The sequence below is a fragment of the Streptomyces sp. NBC_01451 genome (assembly GCF_036227485.1).
GTDB lineage: Bacteria > Actinomycetota > Actinomycetes > Streptomycetales > Streptomycetaceae > Streptomyces.
The window spans coordinates 7354390-7378680 of the sequence record NZ_CP109479.1; the positions used below are offsets into that span (position 1 = coordinate 7354390).

The 24291-nt window shown below is 69.3% G+C and carries 20 protein-coding genes; 13 read left to right on the forward strand and 7 right to left on the reverse strand.

Annotation, left to right across the window (positions count from 1 at the left end; translation table 11 throughout):
- Window positions 1-2: 2 nt before the first annotated feature.
- From OG595_RS32345 to OG595_RS32375, 7 genes are all read left to right on the forward strand, one after another.
- The gene (locus OG595_RS32345; protein WP_329278167.1) at window positions 3-821 is read left to right on the forward strand and encodes a cell division protein FtsQ/DivIB; all 819 of its coding nucleotides are present in this window, start codon (window positions 3-5) and stop codon (window positions 819-821) included.
- 276 nt (window positions 822-1097) lie between these two features.
- The gene (gene ftsZ, locus OG595_RS32350; protein ID WP_329278169.1) at window positions 1098-2288 is read left to right on the forward strand and encodes a cell division protein FtsZ; all 1191 of its coding nucleotides are present in this window, start codon (window positions 1098-1100) and stop codon (window positions 2286-2288) included.
- Window positions 2285-3031: a peptidoglycan editing factor PgeF gene (pgeF, locus tag OG595_RS32355; protein ID WP_329278171.1), complete on the forward strand. Its 747-nt coding sequence runs from the start codon at window positions 2285-2287 to the stop codon at window positions 3029-3031. The genes ftsZ and pgeF overlap by 4 nt, the downstream gene beginning before the upstream one ends.
- 6 nt (window positions 3032-3037) lie before the next feature.
- Window positions 3038-3757, forward strand: a complete 720-nt coding sequence (locus OG595_RS32360) for a YggS family pyridoxal phosphate-dependent enzyme (RefSeq protein WP_329278173.1) — start codon at window positions 3038-3040, stop codon at window positions 3755-3757.
- A gap of 129 nt (window positions 3758-3886) precedes the next feature.
- Window positions 3887-4546: a cell division protein SepF gene (locus tag OG595_RS32365; RefSeq protein ID WP_329278175.1), complete on the forward strand. Its 660-nt coding sequence runs from the start codon at window positions 3887-3889 to the stop codon at window positions 4544-4546.
- 85 nt (window positions 4547-4631) lie between these two features.
- Window positions 4632-4922 (forward strand): YggT family protein, encoded by a 291-nt coding sequence (locus OG595_RS32370; protein WP_055531456.1) that lies wholly within the window; start codon window positions 4632-4634, stop codon window positions 4920-4922.
- Between the two features lie 46 nt (window positions 4923-4968).
- Window positions 4969-6243 (forward strand): DivIVA domain-containing protein, encoded by a 1275-nt coding sequence (locus OG595_RS32375; protein WP_329278178.1) that lies wholly within the window; start codon window positions 4969-4971, stop codon window positions 6241-6243.
- 184 nt (window positions 6244-6427) lie between these two features.
- Here OG595_RS32375 and ileS read toward each other — a convergent pair whose 3' ends face one another.
- Window positions 6428-9577 (reverse strand): isoleucine--tRNA ligase, encoded by a 3150-nt coding sequence (gene ileS / locus OG595_RS32380; RefSeq protein ID WP_329278180.1) that lies wholly within the window; start codon window positions 9575-9577, stop codon window positions 6428-6430.
- 580 nt (window positions 9578-10157) lie between these two features.
- On the opposite strand from ileS, the gene OG595_RS32385 reads away from it, so the two are divergent.
- The 4 genes from OG595_RS32385 (at window position 10158) to OG595_RS32400 (ending at window position 13197) form a co-directional block, all read left to right on the forward strand.
- A complete protein-coding gene (locus OG595_RS32385) occupies window positions 10158-11060 on the forward strand; it encodes a TraR/DksA family transcriptional regulator (RefSeq protein WP_329278182.1) in 903 nt (300 codons plus the stop codon).
- A gap of 100 nt (window positions 11061-11160) precedes the next feature.
- The gene (gene lspA / locus OG595_RS32390; protein ID WP_329278183.1) at window positions 11161-11733 is read left to right on the forward strand and encodes a signal peptidase II; all 573 of its coding nucleotides are present in this window, start codon (window positions 11161-11163) and stop codon (window positions 11731-11733) included.
- A 52-nt stretch (window positions 11734-11785) separates the two neighbouring features.
- Entirely contained in the window at window positions 11786-12730 is a 945-nt protein-coding gene (locus OG595_RS32395; RefSeq protein WP_329278185.1) for an RluA family pseudouridine synthase, read from the forward strand.
- On the forward strand, window positions 12727-13197 hold the full coding sequence (locus OG595_RS32400; protein WP_329278187.1) for a GNAT family N-acetyltransferase: 471 nt from the start codon (window positions 12727-12729) through the stop codon (window positions 13195-13197). The genes OG595_RS32395 and OG595_RS32400 overlap by 4 nt, the downstream gene beginning before the upstream one ends.
- Window positions 13198-13322: 125 nt before the next feature.
- Here OG595_RS32400 and OG595_RS32405 read toward each other — a convergent pair whose 3' ends face one another.
- Window positions 13323-14426, reverse strand: a complete 1104-nt coding sequence (locus OG595_RS32405; protein WP_329278189.1) for a mechanosensitive ion channel family protein — start codon at window positions 14424-14426, stop codon at window positions 13323-13325.
- Window positions 14427-14505: 79 nt separating this feature from the next.
- Between OG595_RS32405 and OG595_RS32410 the strand changes: the two genes are divergently transcribed.
- Window positions 14506-15075: a dienelactone hydrolase family protein gene (locus OG595_RS32410; RefSeq protein WP_329278191.1), complete on the forward strand. Its 570-nt coding sequence runs from the start codon at window positions 14506-14508 to the stop codon at window positions 15073-15075.
- A 43-nt stretch (window positions 15076-15118) separates the two neighbouring features.
- Here OG595_RS32410 and OG595_RS32415 read toward each other — a convergent pair whose 3' ends face one another.
- From OG595_RS32415 to OG595_RS32430, 4 genes are all read right to left on the reverse strand, one after another.
- On the reverse strand, window positions 15119-16792 hold the full coding sequence (locus OG595_RS32415) for an alkaline phosphatase D family protein (RefSeq protein ID WP_329278193.1): 1674 nt from the start codon (window positions 16790-16792) through the stop codon (window positions 15119-15121).
- Between the two features lie 136 nt (window positions 16793-16928).
- Complete coding sequence (locus OG595_RS32420; RefSeq protein ID WP_329278195.1) at window positions 16929-17777, reverse strand: thioredoxin domain-containing protein; 849 nt, start codon at window positions 17775-17777, stop codon at window positions 16929-16931.
- A gap of 94 nt (window positions 17778-17871) precedes the next feature.
- Window positions 17872-18567, reverse strand: coding sequence for a hypothetical protein (locus OG595_RS32425; RefSeq protein ID WP_329278197.1), 696 nt, complete (start codon window positions 18565-18567; stop codon window positions 17872-17874).
- A 104-nt stretch (window positions 18568-18671) separates the two neighbouring features.
- A complete protein-coding gene (locus tag OG595_RS32430) occupies window positions 18672-19997 on the reverse strand; it encodes a DUF2252 domain-containing protein (protein WP_329278199.1) in 1326 nt (441 codons plus the stop codon).
- Between the two features lie 290 nt (window positions 19998-20287).
- On the opposite strand from OG595_RS32430, the gene dnaE reads away from it, so the two are divergent.
- Window positions 20288-23827 (forward strand): DNA polymerase III subunit alpha, encoded by a 3540-nt coding sequence (gene dnaE, locus OG595_RS32435; RefSeq protein WP_329278201.1) that lies wholly within the window; start codon window positions 20288-20290, stop codon window positions 23825-23827.
- Window positions 23828-23952: 125 nt separating this feature from the next.
- On the opposite strand, the gene OG595_RS32440 is transcribed toward dnaE, so the two are convergent.
- Window positions 23953-24126 carry a hypothetical protein gene (locus OG595_RS32440; protein WP_203690633.1) on the reverse strand — a complete coding sequence of 58 codons (174 nt, stop codon included), beginning with the start codon at window positions 24124-24126 and terminating at the stop codon, window positions 23953-23955.
- Between the last annotated feature and the right edge of the window lie 165 nt (window positions 24127-24291).

Sequence of the window (24291 nt, forward strand, 5' to 3'; positions counted from 1 at the left end):
GCGTGGCCGGAGGAGCGACGACCGCCGAACGCGGCGAACGGCAGCAGGACACCTCCGGCCCGCCCCGCCGGCCGGGCCTCCTCGGCCGCCTGGGGCCGCACAGGCTGCGTACGGCCGTCGTCGTGGCCCTCGCCCTGCTCGTCCTCGGCGGGGGCGTCCTCTGGGTCCTCTACGGGTCGCGGTGGACGCGGGTGGAGCGCGTATCGGTGTCGGGGACCGGCGTTCTGACGCAGGCGCAGGTGCGGGAAGCCGCCGACGTGCCGGTCGGGGAACCGCTCGTTTCCGTCGACACCGACGCGATCGAGTCCCGACTTCTCAGGAAATTGCCCCGAATTGACTCGGTTGAGGTCACTCGGTCCTGGCCGCACGGAATCGGGCTGAAAGTGGTCGAACGCACCCCGGTTCTGATTGTCGAAAGCACCGGTAATGGGGGCAAGTATGTCGAAGTGGACGCGAAAGGCGCGCGATTCGCGACGGTTTCAGATGCCCCCAAAGGTGTACCCGCATTGGAATTGACGCTGTCCCGGACCGGTTCGCAGACCGCCAGTCTGCGCCGGTTCGGCAGCGACCGGCTGGTGCGCGAGGCGGTGCGGGTGGCGGGCGACCTGCCGGCCGCCGTCGCGCGCGCCGTCCGGACCGTCAAGGTGGGCTCGTACGACTCCGTCTCGCTGGAGTTGGGCGACGGCCGGACCGTCGCGTGGGGGAGCGGCGAGAAGGGTGGCGCGAAAGCCCGGGCGCTCACCGCTCTCATGAAAGCGGCTCCGGGTGCCCGGCACTTCGACGTCAGCGTGCCCACCGCCCCTGCGTCATCAGGGAGTTGACGCCTGTTCGCGCAGGCCACCACCCTGGTTGGGCATCGCTATGGCTGATCACATAGGGTGAAAAGAAAAACGGGAGGTTCGGCGTGTTCGTTGAACGTGCGCCACTTGTCGACTTAGTGTCCTGTTCGGAAGAGTCCAAGGAACAGACACACTGGTAACCCTAAACTTCAACGTTAGGGTTCGGGTCGGCGTTCGGACCGTCCCACTTCGGCATGAGTTGTCCGTTCGCCGCAATCGCGGACGGCGACACGTAACTCGAGGCGAGAGGCCTTCGACGTGGCAGCACCGCAGAACTACCTCGCAGTCATCAAAGTCATCGGTGTCGGCGGCGGTGGTGTCAATGCCATCAACCGGATGATCGAGGTCGGTCTGAAGGGCGTCGAGTTCATCGCCATCAACACCGATGCTCAGGCGCTGTTGATGAGCGACGCCGACGTCAAGCTCGACGTCGGCCGCGAACTCACCCGCGGACTCGGCGCCGGCGCCAACCCGGCCGTCGGCCGCAAGGCGGCAGAGGACCACCGCGAGGAGATCGAGGAGGTCCTCAAGGGGGCCGACATGGTCTTCGTGACAGCCGGCGAGGGAGGCGGCACCGGCACCGGCGGCGCGCCCGTCGTCGCCAACATCGCCCGCAACCTCGGCGCCCTCACCATCGGCGTGGTCACCCGCCCCTTCACCTTCGAAGGGCGGCGCCGCGCCAACCAGGCCGAGGACGGCATCGCGGAACTCCGCGAAGAGGTCGACACCCTCATCGTCATCCCCAACGACCGGCTGCTGTCCATCTCGGACCGCCAGGTCTCGGTCCTCGACGCCTTCAAGTCGGCGGACCAGGTCCTGCTCTCCGGTGTCCAGGGCATCACCGACCTGATCACCACCCCCGGTCTGATCAACCTCGACTTCGCGGACGTCAAGTCCGTGATGTCCGAGGCGGGTTCGGCCCTCATGGGCATCGGCTCGGCCCGCGGCGACGACCGCGCGGTGGCGGCGGCGGAGATGGCGATCTCCTCGCCCCTCCTCGAAGCCTCCATCGACGGCGCCCGGGGCGTCCTGCTCTCCATCTCCGGTGGCTCCGACCTCGGCCTGTTCGAGATCAACGAGGCCGCCCAGCTGGTCAGCGAGGCCGCGCACCCCGAGGCCAACATCATCTTCGGTGCCGTCATCGACGACGCCCTCGGTGACGAGGTCCGGGTCACGGTCATCGCGGCCGGCTTCGACGGGGGCCAGCCTCCGCCGAAGCGCGACAACATCCTCGGCTCGGCCGGCGCCAAGCGGGACGAACCCGCGCCGGTACGGCCCAGCGAGAGCCGTCCGTCCTTCGGGTCGCTCGGCAGCGTCACGCCGAGGGAGGCCCCGGCGCCCGCCCCGGAGCCGGTCGGCGAGCTCCCGGTGTCCCCGCCGGTTCCGCCGTCCCGGTCCTACTCGGACAGCACGGCCGAGGAACTGGACGTGCCGGACTTCCTGAAGTGATAGGACAACGCTCCGCAACGAGCGACGAGAGCGGCGCGCACTTCGCCTTCACCGACCGGTGGGGCGGGGTGAGCGCCGTTCCGTACGAGGAGCTCAACCTCGGTGGAGCGGTCGGCGACGAACCGGAGGCCGTCCGCACGAACCGTGAACTGGCCGCCAAGTCCCTGGGTCTCGACCCGGACCGGGTGGTCTGGATGAACCAGGTGCACGGCAACGATGTCGCCGTGGTCGACGGTCCGTCGAGCACCCGGCCCACCCGGCTCGTCCCGCCCGTGGACGGCCTGGTCACCGCGACCCGCGGGCTCGCCCTCGCCGTCCTCACCGCCGACTGCGTCCCGGTCCTGCTGGCCGACCCGGTCGCCGGGGTGGTCGCCGCGGCCCACGCGGGCAGGCCCGGTATGGTCGCCGGGATCGTCCCCGCCGCCGTGGACGCCATGGAGTCGCTCGGCGCCGACCCTGCCAGGATCGTCGCCCGCACCGGCCCCGCGGTCTGCGGCCGGTGCTACGAGGTGCCGGAGGAGATGCGCGCCGACGTCGCCGCCGTCGAACCCGCCGCTCACGCCGAGACCGGCTGGGGCACCCCGGCGGTCGACGTGGTCGCGGGAGTGCACGCCCAGTTGGAGCGGCTCGGGGTGCGTGACCGGCAGCGGTCGCCGGTGTGCACGCGGGAGTCCGCCGACCATTTCTCGTATCGCCGTGACCGGACCACCGGGCGGCTCGCAGGCTATGTCTGGCTGGACTGATAGGACATGACGGACCGTAAGGGAGAGATCGCCGCAAATCTGGCGGTGGTCGAGGAGCGTATCGCGACGGCCTGCTCGGCGGCTGGCCGCAAGCGCGGGGAGGTGACGCTGATCGTCGTCACCAAGACCTACCCCGCGAGCGATGTGCGGATCCTGTGGGAGCTCGGTGTGCGTCATGTGGCCGAGAACCGGGACCAGGACGCGGCGCCCAAGGCTGCGGCGTGCGCCGATCTGTCGCTCACCTGGCACTTTGTGGGCCAGTTGCAGACCAACAAGGTACGTTCCGTGGTCGGTTACGCAGGTGTCGTGCAGTCCGTCGACCGTGACCGGCTGGTCTCCGGACTGTCCAGGGAGGCCGTGCGGGCCGGGCGCGAGGTGGGCTGTCTGATCCAGGTCGCGCTGGACGCGGGGGAGAGCGAGCGGGGGGAGCGCGGAGGCGTGGGGCCGGGCGGGATCGGGGAGTTGGCCGACCTGGTCGCCGGGGCCGAGGGGCTCAGACTCGACGGGCTGATGACCGTCGCACCGCTGACCGGACCGTACGCCGGACGTGAACTTGTGGCGTTCGAGCGGCTGATGGATTTGTCGACTGCTATGCGCCGCACGCATCCGGCTGCGAACATGGTGTCCGCAGGGATGAGTGCGGACCTCGAAAAGGCCGTGGCGGCCGGGGCGACACATGTGCGCGTCGGCAGTGCGGTACTCGGAGTCCGTCCCAGGCTCGGGTAACGTCGCCAGGAAGTCGGACCACAGCAGAAAATATGGTCATTGCCGCTGAGAGGCGACAATAACGACCTCGTGGATCGCGGGCACTTGGCACTCGTCAGTCGATCCACCACAGAGCGGAGGACTCAGAGCATGGCCGGCGCGATGCGCAAGATGGCGGTCTACCTCGGCCTCGTGGAGGACGATGGGTACGACGGCCGGGGATTCGACCCCGATGACGACTTCGAGCCCGAACTCGACCCGGAACCCGAGCGCGACCTGCGGCGGCGTGAGCCCTCGCATCAGCCGCACGGTTCGCACCAGTCCCACCAGTCTCATCAGTCCCAAAGGGACGAATCGGTACGAGTGGTGCAGCCGTCCGCTCCGCGGGATCCGGTGTCGCACTCCGCTTCGCTGGGCGCGGAATCCGGGCGTCCGGCGCGGATCGCGCCCGTGGCGTCCATCACACAAGAACGTCAAAGCCTGGAGAAGAACGCACCGGTGATCATGCCCAAGGTCGTGTCGGAACGAGAGCCTTACCGGATCACCACGCTCCACCCCCGGACCTACAACGAGGCCCGTACCATCGGGGAACACTTCCGTGAGGGCACGCCTGTGATCATGAATCTCACTGAGATGGATGACACAGATGCGAAGCGACTTGTCGACTTTGCGGCCGGTTTGGTGTTTGGTCTTCACGGCAGCATCGAGCGGGTGACGCAGAAGGTGTTCCTGTTGTCGCCTGCTAACGTCGATGTCACGGCGGAGGACAAGGCCCGCATCGCAGAGGGCGGGTTCTTCAACCAGAGCTGAGACGCACGACCGGAAACAGCAGTAACAGGGCACACCAACAGCAGTACCGACAGCACGGAAACATGGGGAGAGGGAAGCGCGGATCATGAGCGTGGTTGGACAGGTTCTCTACATCGCGCTGATGTGCTTCCTCATCGTGCTGATCTTCCGGTTGGTCATGGACTACGTCTTCCAGTTCGCCCGCTCATGGCAGCCCGGCAAGGCGATGGTGGTCATTCTGGAGGCCACCTACACTGTCACTGATCCACCGCTCAAGCTTCTGCGGCGGGTCATCCCGCCGTTGCGTCTCGGGGGCGTGGCGCTCGACCTGTCCTTCTTCGTACTGATGATCATCGTGTACATCCTGATCACCGTCGTCAGGTCGGTGTTGGTGTGAACGATACGGTCTTGCCGAATGCCGACGACTACGTTGAGGTGAAGAGATGCCATTGACCCCCGAGGATGTGCGGAACAAGCAGTTCACGACCGTCCGCCTCCGAGAAGGCTATGACGAGGACGAGGTCGACGCCTTCCTCGACGAGGTTGAAGCCGAACTGACCCGCCTGCTCCGCGAGAACGAGGACCTGCGCGCCAAGCTGGCCGCTGCCACGCGTGCCGCTGCCCAGAACCAGCAGCAGCAGGGCATGCGCAAGCCTCCGGAACAGGACCAGCAGCAGGGCATGCAACAACAGGGTATGCAGCAACAGGGCATGCCCCAGCAAGGCATGCCGCAGGGCATGCGAGGCCCCGGCGGCCCGGTGCCCGCCGGCATATCGGGCCCGCCGCAGCAGCAGATGGGCGGCCCCATGGGCGGCCCGCCCCAGCTGCCCAGCGGTGCGCCGCAGTTGCCCCCCGGCCCCGGTGGCCAGGGTGGCCCGCAGGGTCCCGGCCCGATGGGTCAGGGCCCCATGGGTCAGGGCCCGATGCAGGGACAGATGGGTCAGGGCCCCATGGGCCAGGGCCCGATGCAGGGACAGATGGGCCAGGGCGGTATGCCCGGCCAGATGCAGCAGATGCCCGGTCAGCAGATGCAGGGTCAGATGCAGCAGATGGGCGGCCCGATGGGCGGTCCCCCGCAGATGATGGGCGGCCCCGGTCAGGGTCCCGGTGGCGACAGCGCCGCGCGTGTTCTCTCGCTGGCCCAGCAGACCGCCGACCAGGCGATCGCCGAGGCCCGGTCCGAGGCCAACAAGATCGTCGGCGAGGCACGCAGCCGCGCCGAGGGTCTGGAGCGCGATGCCCGCGCCAAGGCCGACGCTCTTGAGCGGGACGCCCAGGAGAAGCACCGCGTCGCGATGGGCTCCCTGGAGTCCGCTCGCGCCACGCTGGAGCGCAAGGTCGAGGATCTGCGCGGCTTCGAGCGCGAGTACCGCACCCGCCTGAAGTCCTACCTGGAGTCGCAGCTGCGTCAGCTGGAGACCCAGGCCGACGACTCGCTGGCCCCGCCGCGCACTCCGGCCACGGCCTCCCTGCCGCCGTCCCCGGCGCCCTCGATGGCTCCGGCCGGTGCCGGTGCCCCGTCGTACGGCGGCAACCAGGGCATGGGCGGCCAGGGCATGGGTGGTCCCGGCCCGGCCGGTCCGTCCTACGGCGGCCAGCAGCAGATGTCCCCGGCCATGACCCAGCCCATGGCTCCGGTCCGGCCGCAGGGCCCGTCTCCGATGGGTCAGGCTCCCTCACCGATGCGCGGCTTCCTGATCGACGAGGACGACAACTGACGGCCTTTAGTACGCCTTAGGCGTCGTCGGCGTTCAGTGCGGGGCCCCGGATTTTCTTCCGGGGCCCCGCCCTTTTGCGTTGCCCACTTCCGTGCCGTGACGTTCGTGCCGTGGCGCACGAAGGCCCGGTTCCGCCGAGTCGGTCGGTGGAACCGGGCCTTTGTACGTCCTGCTGTGTGTGCCGTTACGCCTTGCGCAGGCGGAACGTCAGCGACAGGCCCTCGTCCGTAAACGGGTCCCCGTAGGTGTCGTCCGCCTCGCCCTGGGCGAAGTCCGTCGCCAGGACCTCGTCGGCGATCAGGCCCGAGTGCTCGGTCAGGGCCGCGGTGACCGCCGGGTCCGTGGACGTCCAGCGCAGCGCGATGCGGTCGGCCACGTCGAGGCCGCTGTTCTTACGGGCCTCCTGGATCAGCCGGATCGCGTCACGGGCGAGGCCCGCCTGACGCAGCTCCTCCGTGATCTCCAGGTCGAGGGCGACCGTCGCGCCCGAGTCGGACGCCACCGACCAGCCCTCGCGCGGGGTCTCCGTGATGATGACCTCGTCCGGGGCGAGGGCGACCGTCTCGCCGTCGACCTCGACCGACGCCGTGCCCGCGCGCAGGGCGAGGGACAGGGCTGCCGCGTCGGTGTTCGCGACGGCCTTCGCGACGTCCTGGACGCGCTTGCCGAACCGCTTGCCCAGGGCCCGGAAGTTGGCCTTGGCGGTGGTGTCGACCAGGGAGCCGCCCACCTCGGAGAGGGACGCCAGGGAGCTGACGTTCAGCTCCTCCGTGATCTGCGCGTGCAGTTCGCGGTCGAGGGTGTCGAAACCGGCCGCCGCGACCAGCGCGCGGGACAGCGGCTGACGCGTCTTCACCCCGGACTCCGCGCGCGTGGCACGGCCCAGCTCGACCAGCCGCCGTACGAGCACCATCTGCTTCGACAGCTCCGGGTCGATCGCGGACAGGTCCGCCTCGGGCCAGGAGGTCAGGTGGACGGATTCGGGGCTGCCCGGGGTCACCGGCACCACCAGGTCCTGCCAGACCCGTTCGGTGATGAACGGGGTCAGCGGGGCCATCAGCTTCGTGACCGTCTCGACGACCTCGTGCAGGGTGCGCAGCGCGGCCTTGTCGCCCTGCCAGAAGCGGCGCCGGGACCGGCGTACGTACCAGTTGGACAGGTCGTCGACGAACGCCGACAGGAGCTTGCCGGCGCGCTGGGTGTCGTAGGCCTCCAGGGCCTGCGTCACCTGGTCGGTGAGCGCGTGCAGTTCGGACAGGAGCCAGCGGTCCAGGACCGGGCGGTCGGCCGGGGCCGGGTCCGCCGCGGACGGGGCCCAGTTCGACGTACGCGCGTACAGGGCCTGGAAGGCGACCGTGTTCCAGTACGTGAGGAGCGTCTTGCGGACGACCTCCTGGATGGTGCCGTGGCCGACGCGACGGGCCGCCCACGGGGAACCGCCGGCCGCCATGAACCAGCGCACCGCGTCCGCGCCGTGCCGGTCCATCAGGGGGATCGGGTCCAGGGTGTTGCCCAGGTGCTTGGACATCTTGCGGCCGTCCTCGGCGAGGATGTGGCCGAGGCAGACCACGTTCTCGTAGGACGACTTGTCGAAGACGAGGGTGCCGACCGCCATCAGCGTGTAGAACCAGCCGCGCGTCTGGTCGATGGCCTCGCTGATGAACTGCGCCGGGTAGCGCGACTCGAACAGTTCCTTGTTCTTGTACGGGTAGCCCCACTGCGCGAACGGCATCGAACCCGAGTCGTACCAGGCGTCGATGACCTCCGGCACGCGCGTGGCCGTCTTTCCGCAGTCGCCCTGGGGGCAGGCGAAGGTGACCGCGTCGATGAAGGGGCGGTGCGGGTCCAGCTCCGACTGGTCGGTGCCCGTGAGCTGGGTCAGCTCCGCGCGGGAGCCGACGACCGTGAGGTGGTCCTCCTCGCAGCGCCAGATCGGGAGCGGGGTGCCCCAGTAGCGGCTGCGGGAGAGCGCCCAGTCGATGTTGTTGTTCAGCCAGTCGCCGAAGCGGCCGTTCTTGACCGTCTCCGGGTACCAGTTGGTCTTCTCGTTCTCCTGGAGGAGGCGGTCCTTGACGGCCGTCGTGCGGATGTACCAGGACGGCTGCGCGTAGTAGAGGAGCGCGGTGTGGCAGCGCCAGCAGTGCGGGTAGCTGTGCTCGTACGGGATGTGCTTGAAGAGGAGGCCGCGCTGCTGAAGGTCCTCGGTGAGCTTTTCGTCCGCCTTCTTGAAGAAGACACCGCCCACGAGCGGGACGTCCTCCTCGAAGGTGCCGTCCGGGCGGACCGGGTTCACGACCGGCAGGCCGTACGCGCGGCACACCTTGAGGTCTTCCTCACCGAAGGCGGGGGACTGGTGGACCAGACCCGTACCGTCCTCGGTCGTCACGTAGTCCGCGTTCACCACGTAGTGGGTGGGGACGTCCGCCGGGAACTCGACGAGCTCGAACGGACGTTGATAGGACCAGCGCTCCATCTCGGCGCCGGTGAAGGTCTGGCCGGTGGACTGCCACCCCTCGCCGAGGGCCTTGGTGAGCAGCGGCTCGGCCACGACGAGCTTCTCCTCGCCGTCGGTCGCCACCACGTAGGTGACGTCGGGGTGGGCGGCGACCGCCGTGTTGGAGACCAGCGTCCAGGGCGTCGTCGTCCAGACGACGAGGGCGGCCTCGCCGGCCAGCGGACCGGAGGTGAGCGGGAAACGGACGTACACGGAGGGGTCGACGACCGTCTCGTAGCCCTGGGCCAGCTCGTGGTCCGACAGGCCCGTGCCGCAGCGGGGGCACCAGGGGGCGACGCGGTGGTCCTGGGTGAGCAGGCCCTTGGTGAAGATCTCCTTCAGCGACCACCAGACCGACTCGATGTACTCGGGGTCCATCGTGCGGTAGGGATCCTGGAGGTCGGTCCAGTACCCCATGCGGGTCGTGAGCGCCTCGAAGGCGTCCGTGTGACGGGTCACCGACTCGCGGCACTTGTCGTTGAACTCGGCGATGCCGTACGCCTCGATGTCCTGCTTGCCGGAGAAGCCGAGCTCCTTCTCGACCGCCAGCTCCACCGGGAGGCCGTGGCAGTCCCAGCCGGCCTTGCGGGCCACGTGGTAGCCCCGCATGGTGCGGAAGCGCGGGAACACGTCCTTGAAGACGCGGGCCTCGATGTGGTGGGCACCCGGCATGCCGTTCGCGGTGGGCGGGCCCTCGTAGAACACCCATTCGGGGCGCCCCTCGGACTGCTCAAGGGTCTTGGCGAAGATCTTCTGCTCGCGCCAGAAGTCGAGCACGGCGTGCTCAAGGGCGGGCAGGTCGACCTGGGCGGGCACCTGGCGGTACGTCGGCGTTGTCATCAGCGAGCTTCCTCCGGCGGACTTTCTGCCTTCCGTCGGAGGGACGAGAGCCGGAATTCTCCGGACGCCGTGTACGGCGTACTCCCGCGGTACCACCCTCCTTGGCTCCCCGGTGCGTGTCGCACACCGCCGAGCCCCCTCATTGGGGTCGCGATACCGGGTCTACTGGCCTTGGCTGTGCTGCTCGCCTCGCTGCGGCTTTCTTCCGGCGGCTCCGGGGTGATCTTCGCGTCGCGCTCGCCCCCGGGCTTCCACCGTCCCCGGGTCGCTCTGGGCTGCGTACGCCGCTACTCGTCCCCATCCACGCTTCTCGCTCCGGCCAGTGTACGGCGCCCCACGGACAGCGGCCGACCGGTTTTCCGAGCCACCCGAATGGCCAGGGTCGGGTGTCCGGATTCCGGGACGCGCGGCTCGGCGGATTACCCGGCGGGGAGCTGGGCACAACGCTTGCAGGCTTGCCCGGCAGGACCGGCGGGGTGGGCGAATCGGGTGGCGTTCCCCGTTGCCGCGGGACTGAAGTCGATTTATCGTCCCAGCACGATTCGCGAGCAAGATCACGATATGTGAAGGGGCCGCGGCCATGGTGGCGAAAAAGACCGCCGAGCATCAGCCGGTGACCGGCAGATCCACGCGACCCACGGCCGCGGAAGCCTCCGGCAGTGGCAAGGGCACGGACGCGAAGAAGAGCGCTCTCAAGAAGGGCGCCGCGAAGAAGGCGGCGGCTACCGGGACGGCGGCGACGAAAGCGGTGGCGAGTACATCGGTGGCCAAGAGGACGGTGGCCAAGAGGGCCGTCGCGAAGACAGCCGCCGCGAAGACAACCGCTGTGAAGACGGTCGCCGCGAAGACAGCCGTCGAGAAGAGGGCTGCCGCTCCCAGGGGCACCGCGGCCGGGAGCGGTACCGGTAAACGCACCTCCACGAAGAGCACGGCCAGGAAGAGCACTGCCAACAAGGCGGGCGCGGCCGAGGCCGCGAAGACGACGGGAGCCACGACGGTGGTTGCGAAGAAGACTCCGGGTACGACCACGACGGCCAAGAAGCCCGGCGCGGTACCCAAGGCGCGGATCGTCGCGGCGGTGGAGCCGGGCGGACTCGCCGTACGCCCCGGTGAGGATCCATGGACCCCGGAGGAGGTCGCGGAGGCCCGGGCCGAGCTGCAGTCCGAGGTCCAGCGGCTGCGCGCCGAGCTCGCGGCCTCCGAGCAGTCGCTCGTGGGTCTGATGCGGGACTCCGGGGACGGCGCGGGCGACGACCAGGCGGACACCGGCACCAAGAACATCACGCGCGAGGGGGAGATGGCGCTGGCGGCCAACGCGCGCGAGATGCTCCTCCAGGACGAGCGGGCCCTGCAACGGCTGGAGGCGGGCACGTACGGCCTGTGCGAGAACTGCGGCAACGCGATCGGCAAGGCGCGTATGCAGGCCTTCCCGCGCGCGACGCTGTGCGTCGAATGCAAGCAGAAGCAGGAGCGGCGCTACTGACCGGGCCGCCGATTCCCGCCGGGTGCCTCCTGCGCTCCTGTGTGCCAGGAGGCGTGTCGTACTCTCGTCCTCAGTCAGGAACCTAGGTTGAGGGACTCACGTGGCAGAGGCGGAGCGCATCATCGGTACGCCGGACATCCCAGACGCGGCGGGAGCCGAGCCGGAAACCCCGGACGAGCGGCCCCGGGGCAGGCGCCGGATCCTCGTGCTGTTCACGGTCGCCGCACTGGCGTACGTGCTGGACCTCGCCAGCAAGATGATCGTGGTCGCCAAGCTGGAGCACCACGCGCCGATCGAGATCATCGGGGACTGGCTGAAGTTCGAGGCGATCCGCAACGCGGGCGCCGCCTTCGGCATGGGTGAGGCCTTCACGGTGATCTTCACGGTCATCGCCGCGGCCGTGATCGTCGTGATCGCCCGCCTGGCCCGCAAGCTCTACAGCGTGCCCTGGGCGATCGCGCTCGGCCTGCTGCTCGGCGGCGCGCTGGGCAATCTGACCGACCGGATCTTCCGCTCGCCTGGTGTCTTCGAGGGCGCGGTCGTCGACTTCATCGCACCCAAGCACTTCGCGGTCTTCAACCTGGCCGACTCGGCGATCGTCTGCGGCGGCGTCCTGATCGTCCTGCTCTCCTTCAGGGGGCTCGACCCGGACGGGACCGTCCACAAGGACTGAGGGCCCCATACTCCCGTACGAGAGTGTCCGACCCGTCCGGCATACTCGACGGGTGAGCACCGTTCCCGAGATCCGAAACCTGCCCGTGCCCGACGGCCTGGAGGGCGAGCGTGTCGACGCCGCCATCTCCCGCATGTTCGGCTTCTCCCGTACCAAGGCCGCCGAGCTCGCCGCCGCGGGGAAGGTCATGGTCGACGGGTCGGTGGTCGGGAAGTCCGAGCGGGTGCACGGCGGTGCCTGGCTCGAAGTGGAGATGCCGCAGGCACCCGCGCCCGTGCAGGTGGTGGCCGAGCCCGTCGAGGGCATGGTGATCGTGCACGACGACGACGACATCGTCGTGATCGTCAAGCCGGTCGGCGTGGCCGCGCACCCGTCGCCCGGCTGGACCGGGACGACCGTCATCGGTGGGCTCGCCGCCGCCGGATACCGCATCTCCACCTCCGGTGCCGCCGAGCGCCAGGGCATCGTGCACCGGCTCGACGTCGGCACGTCCGGCCTGATGGCGGTCGCCAAGTCGGAGCGCGCCTACACGTCGCTCAAGCGCCAGTTCAAGGAGCGCACGGTCGACAAGCGCTACCACACGCTGGTCCAGGGCCACCCCGACCCGATGAGCGGCACGATCGACGCGCCCATCGGCCGGCATCCCAACCACGACTACAAGTGGGCGGTCACGGCAGAGGGCAAGCCGTCCGTCACGCACTACGACCTCATCGAGGCGTTCCGCGCGGCCTCCCTGCTCGACGTGAAGCTGGAAACCGGCCGCACCCACCAGATCCGCGTCCACATGGCCGCCCACCGGCATCCCTGCGTAGGCGACCTGACGTACGGGGCCGACCCGACGCTCGCCAAGCGGCTCGGCCTGACCCGCCAGTGGCTGCACGCCGTACGCCTCGGCTTCGAGCACCCCGGGGACGGGACCTGGGTCGAGTTCGAGAGCGACTACCCCGACGACCTGGCCAACGCCCTGGAGCGGGTGCGCGAGGAGACGTACGCATGACCCTGCCGCCGTACGTCGTGCGTGTCGCCGAGGATCCCGCCGACCGCGAGGCCTGTTTCGCGGTGCGCAAGGAGGTCTTCGTCGCGGAGCAGCGGGTGCCGGAGGACCTGGAGTACGACGAGTTCGACGCGGGCGCGCTGCACGTGGTGGCCGTCCGGGAGGACGGGGTGGCGCTCGGCACGGGGCGGTTGCTGTACGGGGAGGCCGCGGCCGGCCGGACCGGGGGCGATCCGTCCGTGGGGTCGCTCGGGCGGCTCGCGGTGCGGAAGGAGGCGCGAGGGCTCGGGGTCGGGGTCGCGCTCGTGCGGGGTATCGAGGCGGCGGCCCGGGAGCTGGGGCTCACCGCGGTGGACCTGCATGCGCAGACCTCCGCGCTGGGGTTCTACGAGCGGCTCGGGTACGCCGGGTACGGGGACGAGTTCCACGAGGCGGGCATCGCGCATCGTGGGATGCGGCGCTCTCTTTAGTTCTTCAGGCTCATTGGTTCTTTCTCCCGTCCGCGCACCGCCCGTCGCCTGTTTCGAGTCCGTCGGGAAGTGGGCCTCTCCTGCGGGGGTGCGCTTCGGTGGCGGCCTTCCGTCCCAGGGTGGTGTCAGCCTCGGCCGGCCACCCGTGGGGTTTCGTGTGCCCTTCGGGCCTGGCGGGTCGCCGCCTCGGTGCCCGGGGGCAGGGACGCGTCCGCCGTGTTGACCCGGGGGAGGGCGTACGGGTGCTGCCCGGCCAGCCAGCGGATCATGCCCTCGCGGACGTGCACCCGGACCTTCCAGACGTCGTCGGCGTCCTTCGCCGTCACCAGGGCGCGTACCTCCATGGTGCTCGGGGTGGCGTCCGTGACGGACAGGTCGCAGGCGCGGCCGTCCCAGGCCGGGCACTCGCGCAGGAGGTCGCGGAGTTTCTCGCGCATCGCGTCCATGGGCGCGCTGTGGTCGAGGTGCCAGAAGACGATGCCGGTCATCTGGGCCCCGCCCCGCGACCAGTTCTCGAAGGGCTTCGAGGTGAAGTAGGACACCGGCATCGTGATGCGGCGCTCGTCCCAGGTGCGCACGCTCAGGAACGTCAGCGTGATCTCGTCGACCGTGCCCCACTCGCCGTCCACCACGACCGTGTCGCCCAGCCGCACCATGTCGCCGAAGGCGATCTGGAACCCCGCGAACATGTTGCTCAGCGTCGACTGGGCCGCCACACCCGCGACGATGCCCAGAATCCCGGCCGACGCCAGCAGGGAGGCGCCGGCCGCGCGCATCGCCGGGAACGTGAGAAGCATCGCCGCCACCGCCACGACTCCCACGACCGCCGCGACGACCCGCGTGATCAGCGACACCTGGGTGCGGACCCGGCGGACCCGGGCCGGGTCGGGGTGGACGCGGGCGTAACGGGCGTACGAGGTGTCCACGACCGCCGCCGCGATACGGACGATCAGCCAGGCCGTCGAGCCGATCAGCACCAGCGTCAGGGCCCGGCCGACGGCGACCTGGTGCTCCCTGAGCAGGTCTGCCTCGTGATAGGACCCTCTGAGCAGCGCCGCGCACAGCACGAGGTGGTAGGGCACACGGCCCCGGCGCAGCAGTCCCCACAGCGGAGTCTCGGTCTGCCGTTCGTCCGCCTTGCGCAGCAGGCGGTCCGTGGCCCAGCCGATGAGCAGCGTGAGCACGACCGAGCCACCGAGGACGATCAGCGGGCGCAGTACGTTCTCCATGCCGGAGAACGTAACCGGTCAGGGGCGGTCCTGAACATGCGGGGGCTTCTCTGTCAGTGGTCCCTGGCACGATGTCCACATGAACGTCATGCTCTTTCACTCGACCTACGGGCTTCGCCCCGCCGTACGCGCCGCGGCGGACCGGCTGCGGGCGGCCGGACACGAGGTGTGGACCCCCGACCTCTTCGACGGGCACACCTTCGGGACCGTCGAGGAGGGCATGGCCTTCAAGGACGCCACAGGCAAGGACGAACTGCTCAGACGGGCGATCCTGGCCGCCGCGCCCTACTCCGGGCGGGGGCTGGTGTACGCGGGGTTCTCGTTCGGTGCCGCGACCGCGCAGACGCTCGCGCTCGGCGACGCCAAGGCGCGCGGGCTGTTGCTGCTGCACGGCACGTCGGACATCGCCGAGACCGCGTCGGTGGACGAGCTGCCGGTCCAGCTGCACGTGGCCGAGCCGGACGCGTTCGAGACCGACGACTGGCTGGGCTCCTGGTATCTCCAGATGGGCAGGGCGGGCGCCGACGTGGAGATCTACCGGTACGCCGGGGCCGGTCACCTCTACACCGACCCCGACCTGCCGGACTACGACGAGGAGGCGGCCGAGGCCACCTGGCGGGTGGCGCTCGGCTTCCTCGACAGCCTGTAGGGCCGGCTCTTCGGGAGACCGGCCGCGACCGGCCTTCCGCCGGCTACACCGGGCCGTACGTCCGTTCCACCTTCTGCGTGCCGCTGCGCGTGCGGTAGGAGCGCCACCAGGTCGACGTCGCGTTCGCCTTCGTGCGGTCGGACAGCACGTAGTAGTCCATCTGCGCGCGGTCCGCGGTGATGTCGAGGACGCCGTAGCCGTGGCGGTCGGTGTCGACCCAGTGGACGTGCCGGTTGGCCGCCTGGATGATCGGCGCGGCGAGCGCGGTGACGGTGCCCTCGGGGACCTTGAGGATGTCGTCGAGGTTGTCGGAGGTGACCGACGTGACGACGAACTCCGTGGCGGCCGAGGGTGACAGCGGGTAGGTGCCGGCGTCCACGGGCACGTCGTTGGCCCAGGCCATGTGGATGTCGCCGGTCAGGAAGACCGTGTTGCGGATCGCGTTGGAGCGCAGGTGGGCGAGGAGTTCACGCCGGTCGTCCGTGTAGCCGTCCCACTGGTCGGTGTTGAGGGCGAGACCCTCCTTGGGCAGGCCGAGCAGTTCGGCGAGCGGCTTCAGGAGATCGGCGGTGAGGGAGCCGATGACGAACGGTGAGATCATCACCGAGTTCCCGACCAGCCGCCAGGTGGTGTCGGAGGCCTTCAACCCCGCCTTCAGCCAGTCCAGTTGGGCCCGGCCGGTGATCGTGCGCGCCGGGTCGTCGACCGTACCGCTGCCCGTGGACACCTGCTGGGAGCGGAAGGAGCGCAGATCGAGGAGGGAGAGGTCGGCGAGCTTGCCGAAGCGCAGGCGCCGGTAGGTGGTGCCCGCGATCGCCGGGCGGACCGGCATCCACTCGAAGTAGGCCTGTTTCGCGGCGGACTGCCGGGCCGACCAGGTGCCCTCCGTGCCCTCGGTGTGGTTCTCGGCGCCGCCCGACCAGGTGTCGTTGGCGAACTCGTGGTCGTCCCAGATCGCGACGACGGGGGCAGCCGCGTGCAGGGCCTGGAGGTCGGCGTCCGTCTTGTAACGCCCGTGCCGTACGCGGTAGTCGGCGAGCGTGAGGATCTCGTGCGCGGGGGAGTGCGGGCGTACGACGGTGCCACGGGTGCCGTACGTGCCGGTGCCGTACTCGTAGATGTAGTCGCCGAGGTGCAGCCAGGCGTCCAGGTCGCCGCGGGCCGCGAGATGGCGGTACGAGGAGAAGTAGCCGGCCTCCCAGTTGGCGCAGGAGACCACGCCGAAGCGCAGACCCGTCACCGCGGCGTCCGCGGCGGGCGCGGTACGGGTGCGGGCGGCCGGGGAGTCCGTGCCGCCCGCCGAGAAGCGGAACCAGTAGTCCGTGGCGGGCGCGAGGCCGCGGATGTCCGCCTTGACGGTGTGGTCGGCGGCGGCCGTCGCGGTGGTCGAGCCCTTGGACACGACGTTCGTGAACGCCTTGTCGAGGGCGACGGTCCAGCTCACCTCGGTGTCCGGGCCGAGCCCGGAGCCGGGTATCGCCTCGGCGGTGGGTGTCACGCGCGTCCACAGCAGGACGCCGTCGGGCAGCGGATCGCCGGAGGCCACCCCGTGCAGGAACGCGGGGACCTCGGCAGCGGCACGGGCGGGCAGCGCGGCGGCCAGCGGACCGGCCAGTACGGCGGTGGCGGCGGCGGCCTTGACCACCGTACGACGGCGTGGGGCGGGGGAGTTGACCCGGGCGCCCGTGGACTCGGAGGAAGAGCTTCGACTCGTCACGGGCGCTGAGATTACTGATCAGTAGGCCGACAGAGCGGGCGAACGACAAAAGTTCGCCCGCTCTTCGGCTGATCGTCCACCGGGGCTGAGCGGCGGACCGTACGACGGGCGCTCCGAACGCCCCGGAACCCGCTGCTCAGGCCTTCAGCGCCGCCGTGATCGCCGTGGTGAAGTCGGCGACCGTCATGGGCGCGTTCTCGCTGTTCGGGGCCGTGAGCTTCTTGCCGTCCATCACCAGGCTCGGAGTGCCGTTGACGCCGTCCTTGTTGGTGTTGAACGTCTGGGACATCGCCAGCGCCCAGGCGTCGTACGTGCCGTCCTTGACGGCGGTCTGGAACTTCGTGTTGTTCTTGAGCGCGCTGACCGTGTTCGCCACCTTGATCAGGTAGTCGTCGCTCTTGAACTTGTCGTCCGTCTCCTCGGGGTGGTACTTCGTCGAGTAGAGCGCGGTCTTGTACTCCAGGAACGCCTCCGGGCTCACGTTCAGCGCGGCGCCCATGGCGCTCATCGCGTTCTTGGAGCCCTCGCCGCGGGAGCCGATCGCGATCTTCCCGTTGTCGTCGGTGTCACCGTCGAGGAACGTTCCGCCGATGTACTGGATCTTGAACTTGCCCGCGTCGAAGTCCGCCTTCAGCGTCGGGCCGACCGTCTCCTCGAACTGGGCGCAGATCGGGCAGCGCGGGTCCTCGTACAGCTTGAGGGTCTTCTTGGCGGTGCTCTTGCCGAGGATCACGGTCGTGCCGTTGGTGCCCGTGGTGTTGGCCGGCGCGACGACCTTCGCGTCCTTCGCCGTGTCCCAGTAGCCCGGCTTGTTGTTCTGCACGACCGCGTACCCGATACCGCCGGCTATCGCGAGGACGGCGACCACCGCGCCGGCCACGATGACCTGCCGCTTCACCTTGTCGCGCTTGGCCTGGCGCTCGCGCTCCTGGCGCAGACGTTCACGGGCCGCGCTCTTGGACGCCTGGCTGTTCCGCTTGCTCATGCTGGTGATCTCCCTGGGGAACGCGTACGCGGCATGGGCGGCGTACGCGGAAACGAATAGGGGCTTGCCGGTGCTCGGTGCTCGTTGCTGTCGCTCAGGCGAAGGCGAGCGGGCTCGGGCGAGGCGGTCCTCGTCGTCCCAGGGAGTGCACGAGCAGGCGCGCGCGGAGGGCGGTGACGCGCTGAGCCGGCCGCGGCATGCGGCGTACCGCCGGGGCGGACCGGACCGTCACCGCGGCGGCGGCCAGCAGCAGCGGGCGGAAGGTGGAGGTGGTGAGCGCGTCCAGCAGCTGGGCCAGGGCCCGCTCGCCCCGGCGCAGCCAGGCGGCGGCCAGCAGCCCCACGCCGACATGCGCGCCCAGCAGCAGCCAGGCGGTCGACGGGCCGGCGTGGGCGAGCAGCGCCGCCACCCGGTCGGTGTCGGAGCCCGCCACCCGGGCCAGCGGGGTGCCCACGCCGTCGCCGGCGCACAGCACGTCGAAGCCGACCGAGCGCAGCGGCCCGGCGACCGGACCGCCCGCCCGGCCGTAACAGACCGTCTGGCCGGTGGTGAAGACCGTGTCGGCGGCCAGCTCCAGCGGGATCAGCAGGGCCGCGATCCGGCCGAAGCCGCGCTCGCGGCCGGCCAGGGCGTACGCGACGACGAAGACGGCGGCGGCGATCACGGCCACCGTCCCCATGGGCAGCGGGACCCTGGACAGCAGCACGTGCGACGCGCTGCTGAGCGTCACGACGAGTGCCGTGAACAGTGCCGCGCGTACGGCTCTGAGGTGGGTCCCGGATATGTCCATAGCGGAGGTGAGTGTGTCACGGACTCCTGTAAGAGGTCCCTAAAAGGTCCCTGTGAGCCTCTGCACTGTCGGAAGAGGTGTCCACGGGTGTGTCGTGCGGCCGGCTAGAGGCCCGGGATCCGGCCGTTGCGGAACAGGTCCACGAAGGTCTGGTGGTCGGCACGTGCGCGTGCGCCGTACTCGTGGGCGAAGTCCACCAGAAGGTCCGCGAAGCCCGTCTCGTCGGCCGCGATCACCGCGTCGATGGCCCGCTCGGTGGAGAAGGGCACCAGGGACTCGCCGGACTGGTCGTCCGCCGCCGCGTGCATCGTGGCCGTCGCCCGGCCCAGGTCGGCGACGACGGCCGCGATCTCCTCCGGGTCGTCGATGTCGCCCCAGTCCAGGTCCACGGCGTACGGCGACACCTCGGCGACCAGCTGACCGCGGCCGTCCAGCTCGGTCCAGCCCAGCCACGGGTCGGCGTGGTCCTGGAGGGCGCGCTGCGAGATGACCGTGCGGTGGCCCTCGTGCTGGAAGTAGCCGCGGATCGCCGGGTCGGTGATGTGCCGGGAGACGGCCGGGGTCTGGGCCTGCTTGATGTAGATCACCACATCGTTCTCCAGGGCGTCCGTGGCGCCCTCCAGCAGGATGTTGTACGAGGGCAGCCCGGCCGAGCCGATACCGATGCCGCGACGGCCGACGACGTCCTTCACCCGGTACGAGTCGGGGCGGGTCAGGGACGACTCCGGGAGCGTCTCCAGATAGCCGTCGAAGGCGGCCAGGACCTTGTAGCGGGTTGCCGCGTCCAACTCGATGGAGCCGCCGCCGGGCGCGAAGCGGCGCTCGAAGTCGCGGATCTCCGTCATCGAGTCGAGCAGCCCGAACCGGGTCAGCGAGCGCGCGTCGCGCAGCGCGTCCAGCAGCGGACCCTGGGCGGTGTCCAGGGTGAACGGCGGCACCTCGTCGCTCTTCGCGCCGGTCGCGAGGGCACGGATGCGCTCGCGGTACGCGCCCGCGTACGTCCGCACGAGGTCGGTGATCTGCTCGTCGGAGAGTGCCTTCGAGTACCCGATGAGGGCCAGGGAGGCGGCGAGGCGCTTCAGGTCCCAGGTGAAGGGCCCGACGTACGCCTCGTCGAAGTCGTTGACGTTGAAGATCAGCCGGCCCTCGGCGTCCATGTACGTGCCGAAGTTCTCCGCGTGCAGGTCGCCGTGGATCCACACGCGCGCGGTGCGGTCGTCCAGGTAGGGTCCGCCCCGCCGCTCCGCCTCCAGGTCGTGGTAGAAGAGGCACGCCGTACCCCGGTAGAACGCGAACGCGGAGGCCGCCATCTTGCGGAACTTCACGCGGAACGCGGCCGGATCGGCGGCCAGGAGCTCGCCGAACGCGGTGTCGAAGACGGTGAGGATCTCCTCGCCGCGGTGCTCGGCGCTGAGCTGCGGAACCGACATCGCTTGGTGCCTCCTGGTGCAGGTGATGCAAGACGAATGGGGCCGGACGGGCCGACCGGGGAGACGAATGACTCCGTCGTCCCTCCAACGTCCGAGGGTATGCCGGAGTGCCCACGACCCGCCCACGAAGGTACGGGGGAGACGCCTCCCGCTGTCAGTGCCGAGGCTTAGACTTCGTCGCTGTCCCCCCAGACTGCCCGCAGCCTGTCGCCGAGTGCCCGCCCGTCGCCCGACCACCACCCCTCAACGAGGCGCTTCGCGCCACTGCACTGCCCCATGGAGGCCACGCCGTGTCAAAGCCGCCGTTCACGCACCTGCACGTCCACACCCAGTACTCGCTGCTGGACGGTGCCGCGCGGCTCAAGGACATGTTCGAGGCGTGCAACGAGATGGGCATGACCCACATCGCCATGTCCGACCACGGCAACCTGCATGGCGCGTACGACTTCTTCCACACCGCCAAGAAGGCCGGCGTCACGCCGATCATCGGCATCGAGGCGTATGTGGCGCCCGAGTCGCGGCGCAACAAGCGGAAGATCCAGTGGGGCCAGCCGCACCAGAAGCGCGACGACGTGTCCGGTTCCGGCGGTTACACCCACAAGACGATCTGGGCGGCCAACGCGACGGGCCTGCACAACCTCTTCCGGCTGTCCTCGGACGCGTACGCGGAGGGCTGGCTGCAGAAGTGGCCGCGCATGGACAAGGAGACCATCTCCCAGTGGTCCGAGGGGCTCATCGCCTCCACCGGCTGTCCGTCCGGCGAGCTCCAGACACGGCTGCGCCTCGGGCAGGAGAAGGAGGCGCTCCAGGCGGCCTCCGAGTACCAGGACATCTTCGGCAAGGACCGGTACTTCCTGGAGCTGATGGACCACGGCATCGAGATCGAACACCGGGTCCGTGACGGCCTTCTGGAGATCGGCAGGAAGCTCGGCATCCCGCCCCTGGTCACCAACGACTCGCACTACACGTACGCGCACGAGTCGGTCGCGCACGACGCGCTGCTGTGCATCCAGACCGGCAAGAACCTCTCCGACCCCGACCGCTTCCGCTTCGACGGCACCGGTTACTACCTGAAGTCCACGGACGAGATGTACGCCATCGACTCCTCGGACGCCTGGCAGGAGGGCTGCGCCAACACCCTCCTGGTGGCCGAACAGATCGACACCTCGGGCATGTTCGAGGCCAAGAACCTCATGCCGAAGTTCGAGATCCCGGACGGCTTCACCGAGATCACCTGGTTCCAGGAGGAGGTCCGGCGCGGCATGAACCGCCGCTTCCCCGGCGGTGTCCCCGACGACCGCCAGAAGCAGGCGGAGTACGAGATGGACGTCATCATCCAGATGGGGTTCCCGGGGTACTTCCTCGTCGTCGCCGACTTCATCATGTGGGCCAAGAAGCAGGGCATCGCGGTCGGCCCCGGCCGTGGTTCCGCGGCCGGTTCGATCGTCGCCTACGCCATGGGCATCACCGACCTCGACCCGATCCCGCACGGTCTGATCTTCGAGCGGTTCCTCAACCCCGAGCGTGTCTCCATGCCCGACGTCGACATCGACTTCGACGAACGTCGGCGCGTCGAGGTGATCCGGTACGTGACCGAGAAGTACGGCGCCGACAAGGTCGCCATGATCGGCACGTACGGCAAGATCAAGGCGAAGAACGCCATCAAGGACTCCGCGCGCGTGCTGGGCTATCCGTACGCGATGGGCGACCGGCTCACCAAGGCGATGCCCGCCGACGTCCTCGGCAAGGGCATCGACCTCAACGGCATCACCGACCCCTCGCACCCGCGTTACAGCGAGGCCGGCGAGATCCGGGCGATGTACGAGAACGAGCCCGACGTCAAGAAGGTCATCGACACCGCCAAGGGCGTCGAGGGCCTGGTCCGGCAGATGGGTGTGCACGCGGCCGGCGTCATCATGTCCAGCGAGCCCATCGTCGACCACGCCCCGATCTGGGTGCGGCACACCGACGGCGTGACCATCACACAGTGGGACTACCCGCAGTGCGAGTCGCTCGGCCTGCTGAAGATGGACTTCCTGGGCCTGCGCAACCTGACCATCATGGACGACGCCGTCAAGATGGTGAAGGCCAACAAGGGCGTCGACCTCGACCTGCTGGCCCTGCCGCTCGACGACCCGAAGACCTTCGAACTGCTCCAGCGCGGTGACACCCTCGGCGTCTTCCAGTTCGACGGCGGACCCATGCGCTCCCTGCTGCGTCTGATGAAGCCCGACAACTTCGAGGACATCTCCGCCGTCTCGGCGCTCTACCGTCCCGGCCCGATGGGCATGGACTCGCACACCAACTACGCGCTCCGCAAGAACAAGCTCCAGGAGATCACCCCGATCCACAAGGAGCTCGAAGAGCCCCTCGAAGAGGTCCTCGCGGTCACCTACGGCCTGATCGTCTACCAGGAGCAGGTGCAGAAGGCCGCCCAGATCATCGCCGGGTACTCACTCGGCGAGGCCGACATCCTGCGCCGCGTGATGGGCAAGAAGAAGCCCGACGAACTGGCCAAGAACTTCACCATCTTCCAGGCCGGCGCCAAGAAGAACGGCTACAGCGACGAGGCGATCCAGGGCCTGTGGGACGTCCTGGTCCCCTTCGCCGGTTACGCCTTCAACAAGGCCCACTCGGCCGCGTACGGACTGGTCTCGTACTGGACCGCCTATCTGAAGGCCAACTACCCGGCCGAGTACATGGCGGGTCTGCTCACCTCGGTCAAGGACGACAAGGACAAGTCCGCGATCTATCTGAACGAGTGCCGGCGCATGGGCATCAAGGTGCTCCCGCCCAACGTCAACGAGTCGATGTCCAACTTCGCCGCGCAGGGCGACGACGTGATCCTCTTCGGCCTCTCCGCCGTGCGCAACGTCGGTACGAACGTCGTCGAGTCGATCATCAAGTCCCGCAACGCCAAGGGGAAGTACGGCTCCTTCCCCGACTACCTCGACAAGGTCGAGGCCGTCGTCTGCAACAAGCGGACCACGGAGTCGCTGATCAAGGCCGGCGCGTTCGACAGCATGGGACACACCCGTAAGGGCCTCACCGCGCACTTCGAGCCGATGATCGACAACGTGGTCGCGGTGAAGCGGAAAGAGGCCGAGGGCCAGTTCGACCTCTTCGGCGGCATGGGCGAGGCGGAGACCAGCGAGCCCGGCTTCGGTCTCGACGTCGAGTTCACCACCGACGAGTGGGACAAGGCCTATCTGCTCGCCCAGGAGCGGGAGATGCTCGGCCTGTACGTCTCCGACCACCCGCTCTTCGGCCTGGAGCACGTCCTGTCCGACAAGGCCGACGCGGGCATCTCCCAGCTCACCGGAGGTGAGCACGCGGACGGCGCGGTCGTCACCATCGGCGGCATCATCTCGGGCCTCCAGCGCAAGATGACCAAGCAGGGCAACGCCTGGGCCATCGCCACCGTCGAGGACCTCGCCGGTTCCATCGAGTGCATGTTCTTCCCGGCGACCTACCAGCTGGTGTCGACCCAACTCGTCGAGGACGCCGTCGTCTTCGTCAAGGGACGCCTCGACAAGCGCGAGGACGTGCCCCGCCTGGTCGCGATGGAACTCCAGGTCCCCGACCTGTCCAACGCCGGCACCAACGCGCCCGTGATCCTCACCATCCCCGCGCTGAAGGTCACCCCGCCGATGATCAGCAGGCTCGGCGAGATCCTCAGCCACCACAAGGGTGAGAGCGAGGTCCGCATCCGGCTCCAGGGACCGAGCAAGACCACCGTGCTGCGGCTCGACCGGCACCGGGTGAAGCCCGACCCGGCACTCTTCGGCGACCTGAAGGTGCTCCTCGGACCGTCCTGCCTGGCCGGCTGACCACCGACACGAGTGAGGGGCGCACCCGGTTCCGGGTGCGCCCCTCACTGTGCCCGGGCTTCAACAGCCCGCTGTTCGGTCGGCTGCCTCAGCCGGTGACGGCCCGATGGTGGCTCGGCGGCGGGTCAGTTGTGGCCGAAGCGCTTCTGCCGGCCCTTGCGCGCCATGTCGCCGGGGGTCACCTGGGTGGCGCGCTGCTCGGCCTGCGACTCCATCGAGGAGGACTTCGCCTGCTCGGTACCGCGCTCGGCCTGCGACGCCTGTTCGTGCGGGCGGCTCTGCTTCTTGTTCTTGGCCATGATGATCTTCCTCCTGAGGGGGATCCGGGGGCCAGAGACCGGAATCAGATTCACATGACCCGACAAAGCGCGCATGTCGGAGAATTACCGTGCGTAATGCCGCGCTCAACGCCGTGCGTAATAGGGTCGAGACGTGCGGTGGGACCCCCGGCCGACTCGGGGAAC

Excerpts from the sequence above, each read along its gene's own strand:
- OG595_RS32430 (WP_329278199.1), bottom strand. The coding sequence starts at position 19,997 with ATGTCGGTTCCGCAGCTCAGCGCCGAGCACCGCGGCGAGGAGATCCTC.
- OG595_RS32375 (WP_329278178.1), top strand. The coding sequence starts at position 4,969 with ATGCCATTGACCCCCGAGGATGTGCGGAACAAGCAGTTCACGACCGTC.
- OG595_RS32370 (WP_055531456.1), top strand. The coding sequence starts at position 4,632 with ATGAGCGTGGTTGGACAGGTTCTCTACATCGCGCTGATGTGCTTCCTC.
- OG595_RS32425 (WP_329278197.1), bottom strand. The coding sequence starts at position 18,567 with ATGGACATATCCGGGACCCACCTCAGAGCCGTACGCGCGGCACTGTTC.
- OG595_RS32385 (WP_329278182.1), top strand. The coding sequence starts at position 10,158 with ATGGTGGCGAAAAAGACCGCCGAGCATCAGCCGGTGACCGGCAGATCC.
- OG595_RS32420 (WP_329278195.1), bottom strand. The coding sequence starts at position 17,777 with ATGAGCAAGCGGAACAGCCAGGCGTCCAAGAGCGCGGCCCGTGAACGT.
- OG595_RS32410 (WP_329278191.1), top strand. The coding sequence starts at position 14,506 with ATGAACGTCATGCTCTTTCACTCGACCTACGGGCTTCGCCCCGCCGTA.
- OG595_RS32405 (WP_329278189.1), bottom strand. The coding sequence starts at position 14,426 with ATGGAGAACGTACTGCGCCCGCTGATCGTCCTCGGTGGCTCGGTCGTG.
- OG595_RS32400 (WP_329278187.1), top strand. The coding sequence starts at position 12,727 with ATGACCCTGCCGCCGTACGTCGTGCGTGTCGCCGAGGATCCCGCCGAC.
- OG595_RS32360 (WP_329278173.1), top strand. The coding sequence starts at position 3,038 with ATGACGGACCGTAAGGGAGAGATCGCCGCAAATCTGGCGGTGGTCGAG.
- ileS (WP_329278180.1), bottom strand. The coding sequence starts at position 9,577 with ATGACAACGCCGACGTACCGCCAGGTGCCCGCCCAGGTCGACCTGCCC.
- OG595_RS32365 (WP_329278175.1), top strand. The coding sequence starts at position 3,887 with ATGGCCGGCGCGATGCGCAAGATGGCGGTCTACCTCGGCCTCGTGGAG.
- OG595_RS32440 (WP_203690633.1), bottom strand. The coding sequence starts at position 24,126 with ATGGCCAAGAACAAGAAGCAGAGCCGCCCGCACGAACAGGCGTCGCAG.